The 16165-nt window shown below is 43.8% G+C and carries 8 protein-coding genes and 1 pseudogene; 8 read left to right on the top strand and 1 reads right to left on the bottom strand.

All coding sequences use genetic code 11. The features are described 5' to 3' along the window. The first annotated feature begins 33 nt into the window (after nucleotides 1-33). The 7 genes from ACYPZI_RS02025 (at nucleotide 34) to ACYPZI_RS01995 (ending at nucleotide 13009) form a co-directional block, all read left to right on the top strand. Nucleotides 34-1743, top strand: coding sequence for a right-handed parallel beta-helix repeat-containing protein (locus ACYPZI_RS02025; protein WP_459598092.1), 1710 nt, complete (start codon nucleotides 34-36; stop codon nucleotides 1741-1743). A 27-nt stretch (nucleotides 1744-1770) separates the two neighbouring features. Beyond that, nucleotides 1771-2778, top strand: coding sequence for a BACON domain-containing protein (locus tag ACYPZI_RS02020; protein WP_459598090.1), 1008 nt, complete (start codon nucleotides 1771-1773; stop codon nucleotides 2776-2778). Between the two features lie 103 nt (nucleotides 2779-2881). Further along, nucleotides 2882-4897 carry an FAD-dependent oxidoreductase gene (locus ACYPZI_RS02015; RefSeq protein WP_459598088.1) on the top strand — a complete coding sequence of 672 codons (2016 nt, stop codon included), beginning with the start codon at nucleotides 2882-2884 and terminating at the stop codon, nucleotides 4895-4897. A gap of 18 nt (nucleotides 4898-4915) precedes the next feature. After that, entirely contained in the window at nucleotides 4916-6043 is a 1128-nt protein-coding gene (locus ACYPZI_RS02010) for a glycoside hydrolase family 43 protein (protein WP_459598086.1), read from the top strand. Between the two features lie 26 nt (nucleotides 6044-6069). Beyond that, nucleotides 6070-8019, top strand: coding sequence for a sialate O-acetylesterase (locus ACYPZI_RS02005; RefSeq protein ID WP_459598084.1), 1950 nt, complete (start codon nucleotides 6070-6072; stop codon nucleotides 8017-8019). Nucleotides 8020-8259: 240 nt separating this feature from the next. After that, nucleotides 8260-10446 carry a glycoside hydrolase family 3 N-terminal domain-containing protein gene (locus ACYPZI_RS02000; RefSeq protein WP_459598082.1) on the top strand — a complete coding sequence of 729 codons (2187 nt, stop codon included), beginning with the start codon at nucleotides 8260-8262 and terminating at the stop codon, nucleotides 10444-10446. Nucleotides 10447-10555: 109 nt separating this feature from the next. Next, nucleotides 10556-13009: a glycoside hydrolase family 2 TIM barrel-domain containing protein gene (locus ACYPZI_RS01995; RefSeq protein ID WP_459598080.1), complete on the top strand. Its 2454-nt coding sequence runs from the start codon at nucleotides 10556-10558 to the stop codon at nucleotides 13007-13009. Between the two features lie 208 nt (nucleotides 13010-13217). Here ACYPZI_RS01995 and ACYPZI_RS01990 read toward each other — a convergent pair. Then, nucleotides 13218-14200 (bottom strand): annotated as a pseudogene (locus ACYPZI_RS01990) (IS66 family transposase); the annotation flags it as partial. A 452-nt stretch (nucleotides 14201-14652) separates the two neighbouring features. Between ACYPZI_RS01990 and ACYPZI_RS01985 the strand changes: the two are divergent. Next, complete coding sequence (locus ACYPZI_RS01985; RefSeq protein WP_459598078.1) at nucleotides 14653-15897, top strand: hypothetical protein; 1245 nt, start codon at nucleotides 14653-14655, stop codon at nucleotides 15895-15897. Nucleotides 15898-16165: the final 268 nt, after the last annotated feature.

The following is a 16165-nucleotide window of genomic DNA, read 5'->3' as shown; positions in this document are numbered from 1 at the left end:
ACATAATAAATAAAACAATGAAATCAAAAGCTTATGAAATATATACTTTATTGTTTGCTGCTGTCTTTTTCGATCACATCCATCTATGGATGCAGCAATGACGATTCGGACAGATCTGGCGATCCTGATAATCCGAACCTGCCGGACATAAAATTTTCCGAAGCCACTGTTGCTCCTACGATTCCGGTTGTCGATGACAGTGACTATACAATCTATTACTTAGACAGCCAGGCCGGAGATGACACTAATGACGGACTAAGCGAAAATAAGCCTTTCAAGAGTTTGAGTAAGATAACATATCTGGAAAAAACGCCTGGAATGAAAGTCTTATTAAAAAGTGGGTCTGTATTTAGTGGAAACCTCATTCTGAAAGAACTGAAAGGGACATCCGAAAAACCATTCATCCTCGATATATACGGGGGAACAGAACGCCCGACTATAAATGGCAGTGGCGATCAGGTTATTCTAATCCAGGATGAGAATCTCCGTGTCCGCAATATTCGTTTGACCAATAAATCGGGAACCCGGGGAATCCGTATTCAAGCCCTGACTGCCGGCGCGAAAAAAAATATCGAAATATCGGGATGTTGCATCGAAGAGGTGAATTGGGCGGGAACAACCCCTTTCATCGGAGTAGACCCGGCAAACCTCAATGTGAGGGACATATGCTCCGACGCACGTTTCAACAAAGAGTTCGGGGGAATTATTGTAGAGGCCTTTACCACAAAAGAAGTAGGGCCTGGCTGGTACGAAAACCTCTATATCACTAACAACCGTATACATCAGGTTGCACGTACCGCTATTTTGATAACTAATAAATGGGGGCAACGTGATAAACAGGGTAGCGGCTATAATGAATATGATAACGACGACAACAAATGGTATCCTAACCGTAATGTTGTAATTCAAGGAAACGATATCAGTTATGCAGGTGGTGACGGTGTGATACTGATGGGTTCTACCCATTCGTGGATAGATAACAACAAATGTTTCTATGCTAATTTCCTGGGCAGGTCGGGACATGCCAGTGCGGGATTGTGGCCTTACTCTTGCACCGAAATAGTGATGCAATACAATGAAGCGGCCTATACCCAGATGGCTAATGGCAGTGCCGACGGTGAAGGTCTTGATGTGGATGTTGCATGCGAAAATACCCTTGTACAATACAATTATGTACATCATAATGTAGGTGGTGGTTTGCTGTTGTGCAACAGCATGAACGACAACCATAAAGGAACGGTTGTACGCAACAATATTTTCGCACTCAACACTACTACGTGGAAAGGCAACCTGATGACTATATCGAGCCGTGTAGGCAAAACGGATATCTATAATAACCTGATTGTTATCAACAACAAATATCCGACGGTTATTTATAGTGACGATTCATTTAGTATCGGCGCAGAGGGACGCGGTAAGGATGTTACATTTCGCAATAATATTTTTGTTTCGGAAGATTATACCACTGCAAAATTCAACATATCGAACATCGATAATTGCGTTTTCGAAAACAACGTATATTCCCATGTTGGTAATTTCTCTGTCGCTCATACGGGAGCAATCAGCCTCGACCCACAGATAACGGTTCCGGCTGATATGAACGGATATGACAAAGTGCCGGTCTACTTACCGGGCGAGCCCAAAATATTCAGAAGCGGGATCTTGTTCGACGGCATGCTTGAAAAAGATATAGTCGGCAATTTTGTCAAAGGAATTAATTATACGGGTCCTTTTGCTAAATAAAGAAGTCTAATAAATATTTAAAATCTCATGAAAACTATATTTAACATATCTATATTCGCAGCTATCCTTTGCCTATTCATATCCTGCAAAGATGACGATCCGTCTGATGCTTTCATTGTCAGAGGAGAAAAAGAAGTGTCGATAAGCAAAGACGGGGGAACTATATCTATCCCCATCAGTACAACAGTCGCTTATAGTGTAACCCCGTCTGATCCGTGGTGCACTATCTCGGGCAAAAATGCAATCGGGTTCGACATTATTGTAGAGTTTAACGAATCGATAGAGCCGAGATCTACAAATATTGTAGTTGCCGCGCCCGATTTCGATCCGGTGACTGTTGTCGTTACTCAGGAAAAGGGGATACCTTTCTTCAATATAGAAGAAAATCAGAAAAACAAAGTATTCGATAAGACCGGAGGAACCCTTACTGTAGCCTTTAGTTCCAACCTCGATTATACTGTTACCGCAGTTGACGATTGGTGCGAAATTTCTGATAAAACTAAAAACAGTTTTAAAATAACGGCGGAAGAAAACAGCTCCGTTAAGCGTTCTACTACACTCACTATAAAGGCAAACGGTGTACCGGATATAATTATCAAGGTTGCCCAATCGGGAGATAATATCCTGAAAAACGGGAACTTTGTTGACGGGTTTACTCACTGGACAATGAGTGGTACGCCTAATACATTCGAAATAACCAATTACACGATAAATGGAGCAAGCGCCAAAACCGTGTCGCGCACATGGGCTGTACGGCTTTCCGACTTCGAAGCTCGCCTTGTACAGGAGGTTACAGGAATTCCAGACGGAACTTACACTCTCTCTTGCAAAGCTACGGGTGCGGCTAACGATTTCGACCTGATATTTATAGACAAGGATGGGGTAGAAACTCGTAAATCTGTTGCGTTAGCCGGTATGGGCGACTATTCGATGGATGTGAACGTAGTTGGGGGAAAATGCTCGGTAGGCTTCCGTGTGAAAGGCTACAAAGATGTCGGATTGTGGTGGAATACAACCTATTTTAGATTCGAATAATACTTAATGGTTACGTAAAGGGCAGTCATGATGCTCATATGGCTGTCCTTTAACCTCTATGCAATCTTTTAAAAATAAAATTTATTTCAATAACAATATAATAATGAAAAGTATAAAAAAGAATATTCTTTATTTAATTTCGATTATCATATTCACCTCTGTGTCATGCAATTCACAGAACGGTACGGAAAAAGCGGACATTTGCGTCTATGGGGGCACATCTGCCGGAGTTATAGCCGCCTATACCGCTGCCAAGTCGGGCAAAAAGGTGATACTTGTCGTACCCGGGCAAAACCTTGGAGGAATGAGTTCCGGCGGTCTCGGCTTTACCGATATAGGCAACAAGTATGTAGTACAGGGTTTGGCTCTCGACTTCTATCGCCGCTTGGGAAAACATTACGGGAAACTGGAACAATGGATTTTCGAGCCCGGCGTTGCCGAAGCCCAATTCAACGATTACATCAATGAAGCCAACATTGAGGTGTGGTATGAAACCCGTGTGGTAGATGTAAAAAAAGATGGTATTGTGATTACAGCAATAGAACTGGAGAACTCAAAAAATCCTACGAAAGAAACAAACCGGAAAATAGAGGCAAAAGTATTTATCGACTGCTCTTACGAAGGCGATCTCATGGCGCGTGCAGGAGCATCGTATTTCGTAGGCAGGGAAGCAAACAACATATATGGCGAGACCTATAACGGTGTGCAACTTATGGATCGCCACCAGGTTCCAGATGGCATAGACCCTTATATGATCAAGGGAGATTCTACCAGTGGTATAATATATGGCGTAAATCCTGAGCCCGTGCAGCCGAACGGGACAGGCGACAAGAAGGTACAAGCTTACTGCTTCCGTACTTGCCTGACAGATGATCCTGACAATATGATACCTGTTACAAAGCCCGATAACTACGACCCGGCGAAATATGAATTATTAAAACGCATAAAAGAAAAATATCCGTGGAAATATCATACTGATGCATTTATCTGGACTTCTATGCCAAACCATAAGACCGATATCAACAATATGGGTGGTTTTTCAATGGATATGATCGGTAAGAACTGGGATTATCCCGATGCAAGCTACGAGGAACGGGCACGCATTATCAAAGAGCACGAAGATTTTACGAAAGGCCTGTTCTACTTCGTTGGCAACGATCCCAGTGTTCCTGAGAACATTCGCGAGCAAATGCGCAGGTGGGGTTATCCTAAAGATGAATATGTAAATAACAATCATTGGTCTCCACAACTTTATGTGCGCGAAGCGCGTCGACTGACCGGCGAAACCGTAATGACACAACATCATTGCCAGGGACGAGAAATAGTTACCGATCCTATCGGGTGGGCGGCATATACTATGGACTCTCACAATTGCGACCGCCATGTAGTAAACGGAATGGCTAAAAACGAAGGGAATGTGGAAATCGGCGGATTCGGACCTTATCCAATAGCATACAGGTCGATAACACCGAAACAATCGGAAGTAAGCAATCTGCTGGTTCCTGTATGTCTGTCTGCATCCCACATCGCTTATGGCTCTATCCGTATGGAACCGGTATTCATGGTATTGGGGCAGTCGGCCGCTATTGCCGCAAGCCTGGCTATAGATAAATGTAACAGTGTAGTACAACAGGTAAATGCAGATGAGATAATGAACGAATTTCGCGGCAATCCGTTAGCTGACGGAAGGCAGCCCGAAGTGTTGTTGGACAACAGCGATAAAGAAAAAGTAACCGTAACCGGAGAATGGAAAAGGGAAGGATGGAAAGCCTATGGGCCTGATTTCTTATCAGACAATTCGAGAGATACCTATAAATCAGTAAAATATGAGCCGGAAATAGCCAAAGAAAATAACTATGAAATATATATTTATATTCCTAAAGTAGATAAAGCGGCAACCCATACTCAAGTAACTGTTTTTGATGGACAGGAACGACACGTAATAACAATTAAAGCATCTGATGTTGTTGTTATCGGCCAGACATCGGGAGAATGGGTAAACATCGGAAATTTCCACCTGCCTGATGGAAAAAACAGTTATGTGGAAATCTCGAACGAGGGAGCTGATGGCGTGGTTGTCGCCGATGCGGTTTTGTTCAGGCCTGCTAACGTAAAATAATCAGTAAGGTTAGGTATTATGAAAAATATTGTTTTGGTTATTATACAAGTATCGCTATTGTGTCTTGTCGCATCATGTAGGGAAAAGGAAGTAAGGACATTCTATCCCAAAGAAATATGGCCGGACAACAATGGCGTACACATCAACGCACACGGAGGTGGGTTATTGTACAACAACGGTATTTACTATTGGTTTGGAGAACATAAAATTGAAGGCGATGCCGGAAATAAAGCCTATATGGGCGTACATTGCTATTCGTCGGAAGACCTGAAAAACTGGAAAGATGAAGGAATAGCCTTGTCCGTCGATCCCGAAGGGTCGGGTAGCGACGTCGAGACAGGCTGTATACTCGAACGCCCTAAAGTCATTTATAACCCCGGTACAAAGAAATATGTCATGTGGTTTCATCTGGAATTGAAATCGGAAGGATATAAGGCTGCGCGTTCGGGTGTTGCTGTCAGCGATAAAGCAACAGGGCCGTACAGGTTTATCAGAAGCATACGCCCCAATGCGGGGCGCTGGCCTGTAAATGTGCAGGACTTACATAAATCCGATTATATACCGTCGATGGGAAAAAGCTATACCGGCTCGGGAATGCCTGCGCATACCGATTCGTTGAACATTCTCGGACGCGATTTTCAGGGAGGGCAGATGGCTCGCGATATGACATTGTTTGTTGACGACGACGGCAAAGTATATCACGTCTATTCGTCGGAAGAAAACAGTACGACACATATCGCGGAATTATCAGACGACTATCTTTCCCACACCGGAAAATATGTACGCGTCTTTATCGACAGGTATATGGAAGCCCCGTCTGTATTTAAACGCAATGGCAAATACTATTTCATCGGTTCGGGCTGTACAGGATGGGCTCCGAACGCCGCGCGCTCTGCCGTGGCCGAATCTATCTGGGGGCCTTGGTCTGAGCTTGGTAATCCATGCCGTGGCGAGAACGCAGAACTCACCTTTGAAGGACAAAGCACTTATGTGCAGAAGGTTGAGGGCAAGGATGACCTCTATATCTTCATGGCTGATATGTGGAAACCCGAAAACGCCATCGATGGCCGGTATATATGGCTGCCTATCGCTTTCGAAGATAATAAGCCTGTCCTGGATTGGCAGAGCGAATGGATACTAGAGTAAAATGGTTTATATAAAATATTTTAAAAATGACGTATAAAAATTTATTTCTTCTTTTATTATTTCTCATAAATATATTATCAACAAAAGCAGATGTGAAACTACCCGGTTTTTTCAATGACCATATGGTTTTGCAACGCAACGCCCCTGTGAAGATATGGGGAACAGCTGATAAGGGAGAAAATGTAGAAGTGCGGTTCAATGGGCAAGTACTGAAAGCCCACAGCGACAAAGAAGGACAATGGGAGGTCATACTCCTGCCTATGTCGCATGGCGGCCCATATACAATGACTGTGAAGGGAAAAAATAATGCCATCGAATTAGATGATATCCTTATAGGTGATATATGGTTGTGCAGCGGGCAGTCCAATATGGAATGGACTGTTAAGCAATCGGCCAATTCGGACGAAGAAATAGCGAATGCCAATTATCCGGAGATTCGCTCTTTAAGAGTGCCAAAAGGAATAAAGGCAAAACCATTGGGTGACTATTCGGCCAAATGGCAGGTTTGCTCACCGGCTACAGCCGGAGATTTTTCAGGAGTAGCCTATTTTTATGCACGCGAATTATATAAGGAACTCAATATTCCTATTGGTATTATAAATGCTTCGTGGGGAGGAACAGGCATTGAAACATGGATGAGCATAGAAGCCTTCGACACCCTGCCGGAAGGGGTTAAAAAGTATTATAACCCTGAAGTTGCCGCTAATCTGGAGAAATATATAAACCAGAATACCGGAAGTAAACAGGCTTTCCTCGACGCCATGAAAACCGATCCGGCAATAGACGGCGGCTGGTTCAAGCCCGATTTCAATGCCTCCGATTGGAGTCTGATAGACGTTCCGCGCGAATGGTCTACTACTCCATTATCGCTGATAGATGGCCATATATGGTTTAAGTACGATATCACATTGCCTGCCGGAGCAGCAGGGAAAGCAGCCGCGATATCGCTCGGAACAATTGATGATATTGAAATCACATGGATTAATGGGGTAGAAATAGGAAGCTCGAAAGGCTGGGACACGCCCCGCTATTACAAAATACCTCCGGGAGTATTGAAAGAAGGTAAAAACAATATAACCGTCCGCATCACCGATAATGGAGGAAGCGGCGGCATGTGGAGTCCTGCCGAAGATCTGTATATAGAACTACAAAGCGGAGCAAAAGAAAAATTTCTGTTGGCAGGAAAATGGATGTATAAAGGTTCGGTGACCAATGCGGAATACAATGTTTTGGACGTATCGCCGAATATGATTAATTCGTCTCTGTACAATACAATGATAAATCCGATCACCCCATTCCGCGTCAAAGGCGCAATATGGTATCAGGGAGAGAATAATGTAGGGGAAGCCTATAATTACCGCACTCTTTTCCCGGCGATGATAAACGACTGGCGCGGCAAATGGGGATACGAATTCCCATTCTACTGGGTACAACTTGCTAACTTGTACCCAGTAGACAAAACTCCGGTAGAAAGTTCCTGGGCAGAGCTTCGCGAAGCCCAGACAATGACTTTAAGCCTGCCAAAAACAGGTCAAGCTGTGATTTACGATATAGGCAATCCGAACGATATTCATCCGTTGAATAAGCAGGACGTTGGGCACAGGCTGGCACGCATAGCCTTTAATAGGGATTACGGACAGGCTTCGCTTATCTGTTCGGGGCCTACATTCAAGTCTGTCGAGTTCGTTGGCGATAAGGCTATTATCACAATGGAGACTTATGGCTCGCCGCTTGTATCACACAACAAATACGGTTATCTGGAAGGATTTATCATTGCCGGAGCTGACAAAAAATATGAGTGGGCAAAAGCCAGAATAGATGGTGACAAGATCGTAGTATACAATGATAAAGTAAAAAATCCTGTCGCCGTAAGATATGCATGGGGAAATAATCCCGGAGCTACTCTTTTCAACGAAGAAGGCCTGCCCGCTACACCTTTCAGAACAGACGATTGGAAAGGTGTTACTGAAAAATAATATGGATCGGCACTATATGAAGGTGTGTCAAAAGTAAAATTACACTATCAAAATATTACTTTCTTTTGTCATTCTGAGTGTAACGAAGAATCTTGACCTTCAAAAAGAGATCCTTCACTCCGTTCAGGATGACAACCAACGGTCACAGGAGCGTAGCGTATGTAAAAAGATAGTAAAAAATACTTTTGACACAGCCCTATATAAAAACATGTACTTATCCCCCAATAAAACAAAAAGTAAATGAAAAAATATATAATACTACAACTCTTTTGTTCCATCATTATATCCGTATCGGCTCAGAAAACATTTGAGCAAAAAGCCGATTCCATTATAGCCTTGATGACTTTGGACGAAAAAGTAGGACAACTAAATATGGTAACAGGAAACTGGGAAGCCACCGGGCCTGTATTACGCGGTTCGGACGACAAAGTCAAACTACTGAAAGAAGGAAAGATAGGCTCGATGCTAAATATTCGTGGGACAAAGCACACACGTGATATGCAGGCTCATGCCCTGAATTCGAGGTTGGGTATTCCCCTTCTTTTCGGATTAGACGTGATACATGGCTACCGTACTGTTTTCCCTATTCCGTTGGCTATTTCATCGAGTTTCGACCCTGAAGCGATAAAACTATCATCAAGGGTTGCCGCCCGTGAATCGGTAGTATCGGGTATTCACTGGACGTTTTCGCCAATGATTGATGTATCGCGCGACCCACGCTGGGGCAGGGTAATGGAAGGCCCCGGCGAAGATACATACTGGGCGTCCATCATGGCTAAAGCAATGGTTGAAGGCTATCAGCAGCCATTCGACGACGGGCTGGAACTGATGGCCTGCGCCAAGCATTTTGCCGCTTATGGGGCTGCTATCGGCGGACGCGATTATAATACGGTGGATATTTCGATGCAAACACTCCACAATGTTTATCTTCCACCATTCAAAGCGGCTGCCGAAAGTGGTATTGCCAGCTTTATGTGTGCCTTCAATGAGATAAACGGAGTGCCTGCTTCGGGCAATAAATACCTCTATGATATATTATATAATACATGGGGCTATAAAGGGTTTGTTGTTTCTGATTGGGCGTCTATTGGGGAGATGGTGGTGCACGGATATAGCAAAGACCGCGAAATGGCAGCAAAACAGGCTATTGAAGCGGGAGTGACAATCGATATGGAAAGTAATTGTTACTCAGTGTATTTGAAACAGCTTGTTGAAGAAGGAAAAGTATCGGAGCAGATATTGAACAACGAAGTAAGAAAAGTCCTTGTTCAGAAATACAAACTCGGGCTCTTCGATGATCCATATAAGTATTGTAATCCCGAAAAAGAAGCGAATGAAATACTGACGCCAGCCAACCGTGAGGCTGCAAGAGACGTCGCCCGTAAATCTATTATCTTACTCAAAAACGAAGGCTTACTTCCTGTCATAATGCCGAAAAAAATAGCTGTGATAGGGCCATATGCCGATGCAAAGCGCGATATGGACGGTAATTGGACTGTGGCAACAGATAAAGATGTGGCCGTTACCTTGCTCGAAGCGTTGAAAACAAGGTATCCGGGTAGCGAAATATCTTTTGCGAAAGGATTCGACAGTAAAGGAAACAACGACAGATCGGGATTTGAAGAAGCTATCGCCATTGCCGGTAAAGCTGATATTGTGTTGCTGACCCTGGGCGAACACTGGGGAATGAGTGGTGAAGCCCGTTCGCGTGGAGACATCCATCTGCCCGGAGTTCAGGAAGAACTTGCATGCAAAATATATGAAACCAATAAAAATACTATAACGTTGGTTATGGGCGGAAGGCCTATGATTTTTAAGCAGGTATCTGAAAAAGCCCCGGCAATATTATATACATGGTGGCTGGGCACAGAAGCCGGAAATGCTATGCTCGATGTCATTTGCGGCGAGTACAACCCGTCGGCGCGTGTGCCTATGTCTTTTCCCAAACATCTGGGACAGATACCAGTGTATTACAATCGTAAAAATTCCGGGCGTCCGTCTGTGGATGCGGAAGGCAATTATTCGAACCGTTATATAGATATCGACTATAAACCCCAGTATCCTTTTGCCTACGGGCTTTCGTACACTTCGTTCGAATATAGGGATATTACCGTATCGAAAGATAATGATCGCATATTAATAAAATTAAATATTTCAAATACAGGAGATTACGATGGAAAAGAACTGGTACAGGTTTATGTGCGTAAATTATGGGGAGAGTCGACCCGCCCAATCAAAGAACTTAAAGCTTGTGAAAATATTTTCCTTAAAAAAGGAGAAAACAAGGAAATAGCAATGAGTATTCCGTATACCGATTTGCGCTACTACGGACAAAACGGATGGGAAGATGGCATAGGCGATTATAAGATATTTGTAGGCAAGAATGCCGAAGAGATGATTTTTGATACGGAAATTCCGGTATATTGATTTGTTTAGTCGTATAATCCTGTCTTGCGATACAAGGTATTCTTACTGTAAGGCAGGATTCTTTATTCTAGTATTTTTTGTGTAATTTTAGTAGCTAAAAACAATAGATATGAAATATATAATCCCGATTTTCCTTCTTGTTTTTTCATACAGTACCCTCAATTCTCAAAATACAAGGTCTGAATTTCTTTTGGAAAAAGGCTGGAAATTCTCCAAAGGAGACTATCCCGATGCCATAAAAAGGGACTTTAATGATAAAAACTGGGAAACAGTAACCATTCCTCACGACTGGGCTATATACGGGCCTTTCGACCGAAAATACGACCTGCAAACAGTTGCTATTACCCAAAATGGTGAAAAAACCGCAACTTCAAAAACAGGAAGAACGGGAGGGCTGCCTTATATCGGAATAGGTTGGTACCGCAATAGTTTCGATATCAAAAATTTCGGAAAAGGGGAAAAGCGGGTGAAGCTACTGTTTGACGGGGCAATGAGCGAAGCCCGTATATATATCAATGGGCAGGAAGCAATATTCTGGCCTTTCGGCTACAACTCATTTCATTGTGATGTAACCGATTTTCTGAATGCCGACGGCAAAGGAAATACACTTTCCGTTCGTCTCGAAAACAAACCTGAGTCGTCCCGTTGGTACCCCGGTGCAGGGCTATACCGCAACGTACGTGTGATTATAACAGACAAAGTACATGTACCTATTTGGGGCACTTATGTTACAACTCCTTATGTCTCGAAAGAATACGCCTCCGTCAACCTTAAAACTGAGATAGAAAATAGCGCCGGACAAGATATCCGTGTAGTAACGGAAATATATGACGCAAACAATAATTTTATCGTTAAAAAAGACAATACGCAGAAAATCAATCACGGCAAGTCGTTCGAACAGAACTTTATAGTCGAAAAGCCTCAACTCTGGTCACCCGAATCGCCTTACCTGTACAATGCCGTTTCGAAAGTATATGTAGCAGACAATCAGGTGGATGAATATACTACTCGCTTCGGCATCAGGAAGATAAGGCTTGTCGCCGATAAAGGTTTCTTCCTGAATGGAGAAAGGCGCAAATTTCAGGGAGTATGTAATCATCACGATCTGGGGCCATTGGGTGCGGCGATTAATGTTGCAGCCTTAAGGCGTCAGTTAACCCTACTCAAAGACATGGGATGTGATGCCATACGTACATCACACAATATGCCTGCTCCCGAACTGGTGAGACTGTGTGACGAAATGGGTTTTATGATGATGATAGAACCTTTCGACGAATGGGATATCGCCAAATGTAAAAACGGTTATCATCGTTTCTTCAACAACTGGGCTGAAAAGGATATGGTAAACATGCTTCACAATTACCGCAACAATCCTTGTGTAGTGATGTGGAGCATCGGTAACGAGGTACCTACTCAATGCGATACTGAAGGATATAAGGTTGCTTTATTCTTACAAGGCATCTGTCATCGCGAAGACCCGACCCGACCCGTTACTTGCGGCATGGATCAGGTCTCCTGTGTACTGGACAATGGTTTTGCCGCCATGCTCGATGTTCCGGGGTTGAATTACCGGACACAGCGTTATATGGAATCATACGAAAAGTTACCACAGAATCTTGTGTTAGGCTCCGAAACCGCCTCAACTGTCAGTTCGCGTGGAGTATATAAATTTCCTGTAGAAAAAAGAGCCAGTTTCAAATATCCTGACCATCAATCGTCTTCATATGATCTGGAAAGTTGTTCATGGTCGAATATACCTGATGAAGATTTTGCATTAGCTGATGATTATGAGTGGACTATGGGGCAGTTTGTATGGACAGGTTTTGATTACTTAGGCGAGCCATCTCCTTACGATACCGATTCGTGGCCCAGCCATAGTTCGCTGTTCGGTATTATCGATCTGGCAAGTATTCCTAAAGACCGATACTACTTATACAGAAGTGTTTGGAATAAAAACGAAAACACACTGCATATTCTTCCCCATTGGACCTGGAAAGGGCGCGAAGGTCTGGCAACCCCTATATTTGTATATACTAATCACCCTAGCGCGGAACTGTTTATCAATGGGAAAAGCTACGGTAAACAAAGCAAGAACAATTCTACACTTGAGAGCCGTTATCGCCTGATGTGGATGGATGCCGTATACGAGCCCGGAGATGTGAAGGTAGTAGCTTATGATAAACAGGGTAATGCCGTACAGGAAAAAACAATCCATACAGCAGGAAAACCGCATCATATAGAACTGATACCCGACCGTACTAAATTGTCTGCAGATGGGAAAGACTTAGCCTACATCAATATCAGGGTTGTAGACAAAGACGGTAATTTGTGTCCTACGGACAATCGACTGATAAAATTTTCGGTGACAGGTAATGGGAGATATAAAGCAGCAGCAAACGGCGATGCAACTAGTCTCGATTTATTCCATCTTCCACAAATGCCGGTTTTCTATGGGCAGTTGACAGCTATTGTCCAGGCTGCTGAAGAATCAGGGAGTTTAATATTTGAAGCTAAAGCTCAAGGTGTGAAAAATGCAGTTATTGAAATAGATGTAAAACCATAAGTTATATGTAACGTAAGCATTCGGCGAATCCCGCCAAGTAACATTTAAAAAAATATATGGAAGCAGATTCCGTACCATACACTATACAAGGCATAGAGCTAGTTATTCGGTTATTTTAGCCTGGTACACGGTAAACAAAGCATGTTTTAGGGTTTCCAAGCCGGTTTTTTGTGTATTTTAGCCAGTAACCAGGTTTTGGAGGCTGGTTTTACAGACGGTTGACAGTTTTCAGGTTCTCGGGTAATAATTCTGCCAGGTCTTTTGTGTAGTCATTGTCATAATCATGGACATGATCCAGGAAGTAAATGAGCCATGTGCGGAAGTCTACTCCGGTGGCTTTGCAGCAACCCATAAACGAGTAGATAACAGCAGCGTCTTCTGCGGCGTCATCATTTCCACAGAACAGGTAGTTACGGCGACCAACGGCTACAGGACGTATGGAGTTTTCGGCTAAATTATTATCGGGCCTGTACCTGCCGTCAAGGTGATACCTGGACAGCTTGCCGAACCGTTGATATACGTATTTTATAGCTTTGCCGATAGGACTTGTCTTTAACACCTTCGGATATTCGGCTACGAGCCATTTCTCGAATCGCACAAGTATAGGGTAGGCAAGGCGCGAGCGGAGTTCCGCCCGTGCTTGATGGCTAAGGTTCGCGTCATCTGCTTGCCTTTCCACATCGTAAAGGAGCCGGATCTGTTTGAGAGCGTATTCGGCAGATGGTCAACATATTTGCCCACAGTCAGGTCTGCCGGCAGGCAGGAGGAAGCATAGCTTTTGGCTATCGGCAGAACCGGCATCACACCGGTTTTTATTTCTTTTGTATCTTTCCGCTTCGCTGTATGGCGTATGATCCGCTTCACATAGAACTTACCGGGTTCATGCATCAGGAGTTCCGTCACCTCTTCTCCGGGAAGCAGCGTCCATTCCCCTTCATTATAGCCTTGAGGATAGATGTGGACTTCTTCACGGGGAAGTTCAGCAGGCAGGGGCTTGCGCACAGGCTGTTTCTTATTGGCCACCCGGCGGGCCGTTATAGCTGCCCGGGCTGCTTTTATTTCTTTTTCGGCAGCTTGGGCTGCTTGCGCTTCACCCGGCAGTATATCAAAACCTTCGAAGTCAAGCCGGCGGTCATGGGCATCGGATTTAATAAATCGTTCGGATTTTTTTCCGTATAGTTGACGTTGGAGTTCGCATACCTGTTTTTCCAGGTTACCTATCCTTGCATCTTTTTTTGCGATTATTGCATCTTTTTCCGACAGTTGCCGCTCATAAGCATCCTTTATAGCAAGCCGTTCCAACTTTACTGAGGAAAATATTCAAAAAATGACATTAATTCTATACTCAAACTTCGTTTTAGTGCATTTATCAGTAAAAGGACTATCATTTGAAAACTCAATTGCCGCTTACGGATAAAGGCCTTAGCCGAAATAGTATACTTGTTCCTTTTCTGCGCATCGTTGCTTATATCTTCTAAAAAAAAAATTCAACTCATGTATTATTTTTACATTTGATTCGGTCATTGATCTTTCCATCTTTTTAATTACATTTTGGGTGATGTCTTAATGTAATTAGTTTCGATGATTTGTCAATGGCTTTTTGATGTTTTTCCCTTAAGTTGACGACATTGGCCGTCACCTATATGAGCTTTGCAGCCAGGCCGCCATACTATTGCATGATGCATTACCCGGAATCCAACAACCATATCCTGCATTTTAGCACGATGCTGCCTTATACAGACCTCCTGGTGAAGGTAAGGATACCTGTTATCCTGTTATCATTGCTGACATGGCTGGTTTCGTGGTCGTTTCTAAAACGTTACTACAAAACCAATACCGCCCTTTTTGTCACCGGTCTGTACCCGGTGATATTTATGTCCCTGTTTTACGGCTTCTCATCGAGGGGATACTACCTTGTCCTGCTTTTTCTAATCATCGCCCTTTATGCGGCATATAACATCATCCACGACGGCAACAGGAAGAAATACTGGCTGTTTTTTTTCGTAAGCAGTATCCTGGGCTTTTATGCGATGCCTTCGTTCCTGTACCCCTTTGTTACGCTGAATGTGATGCTGCTCATTTTTTACCCTAAGGGCGTTAAACGGCAATTGCTGTCCAGAGCATTCATCTCGGTGGCCGTCCTGCTGTTGTACAGCCCGGTCATCCTGCTGGAGGGCTTCGCATCCATAGGTAATAACGGCTATGTTACACCCAGATACAGGCTTGCGGTACTGAAGGAATTGTTTCCCTTTTTAGGAACGGTGCTACGTGATATTTCCGGTGTGGAGTGGTATGTTGTACTATCCGTATTGGTCTTGTCTCTGATAATGCCGGTTATAAGCAAAGATAAGCGGCGGTTGTCTATGACGGCTATCTGGCTGTTGGCACCGGTATTCCTGCTGACCGTACATTCGGTCATCCCTTTTTTCCGTACCTTTTCCTATTACGGGTTCATACTCGTATTTATTACCGGTATCTCCTTTGAGAAATATATCGGTAAACTAAACCTGCGGGTTTTAATCTGTCTGATGGTTATCGTCCAACTGGCCTGCTGCTTCCATTTCAACAGTAAAGTCAGGGCATACCTGCCTTATGACTATCCCTTGGATGAAATGGCGGATTTCGTCTTACGCGACGCGGATTCCTGTTTTTACGCGTCCCACTACGGAAAGGTGCAGTTCGCCTTCCGGCAGTTAAGGAAGAACCCGGACATGCCGGTTCCCAATGAACGGCTGATCCGTACCAGCCGGGTCGGGTACACCGGCGCGGATACTATCGATAACTGCAAGTATGTGCTTATCGACAGGGATTTGGACAAAACGTACAGGCGGATGCCGGCTTACCAAAACAAGTATCAGAATGTATATGTGAATGAGGAGGTAAAGTGACAGGATATTCCTACCGGTCAGTAGGTATTTCATCATCCACACAAAAGACTTCGGGCGTTAAACCGCTTTCCGGATACCGCCCGTAAATGGACGAAAGGAATGACACCGTCCTTTTTTTACATTGCTGTAAATATTTACTGCATCCTGTCACGTAAGTATTTAAAGAATCGTGGAGCGACCCGAGAGTTAAGAAACAGGAACCCCCAGAGTATATACAGCGAAAGATACCCAAAAAATAACAAGAATAAGGAAAAATATATTAGAACCT

The sequence above is a fragment of the Dysgonomonas reticulitermitis genome, assembly GCF_054601275.1.
This window is presented reverse-complemented; position numbering and strand designations above follow the sequence as displayed.

Excerpts from the sequence above, each read along its gene's own strand:
- ACYPZI_RS02025 (WP_459598092.1), top strand. The coding sequence starts at position 34 with ATGAAATATATACTTTATTGTTTGCTGCTGTCTTTTTCGATCACATCC.
- ACYPZI_RS02020 (WP_459598090.1), top strand. The coding sequence starts at position 1,771 with ATGAAAACTATATTTAACATATCTATATTCGCAGCTATCCTTTGCCTA.
- ACYPZI_RS02015 (WP_459598088.1), top strand. The coding sequence starts at position 2,882 with ATGAAAAGTATAAAAAAGAATATTCTTTATTTAATTTCGATTATCATA.
- ACYPZI_RS02010 (WP_459598086.1), top strand. The coding sequence starts at position 4,916 with ATGAAAAATATTGTTTTGGTTATTATACAAGTATCGCTATTGTGTCTT.
- ACYPZI_RS02005 (WP_459598084.1), top strand. The coding sequence starts at position 6,070 with ATGACGTATAAAAATTTATTTCTTCTTTTATTATTTCTCATAAATATA.
- ACYPZI_RS02000 (WP_459598082.1), top strand. The coding sequence starts at position 8,260 with ATGAAAAAATATATAATACTACAACTCTTTTGTTCCATCATTATATCC.
- ACYPZI_RS01995 (WP_459598080.1), top strand. The coding sequence starts at position 10,556 with ATGAAATATATAATCCCGATTTTCCTTCTTGTTTTTTCATACAGTACC.
- ACYPZI_RS01985 (WP_459598078.1), top strand. The coding sequence starts at position 14,653 with ATGAGCTTTGCAGCCAGGCCGCCATACTATTGCATGATGCATTACCCG.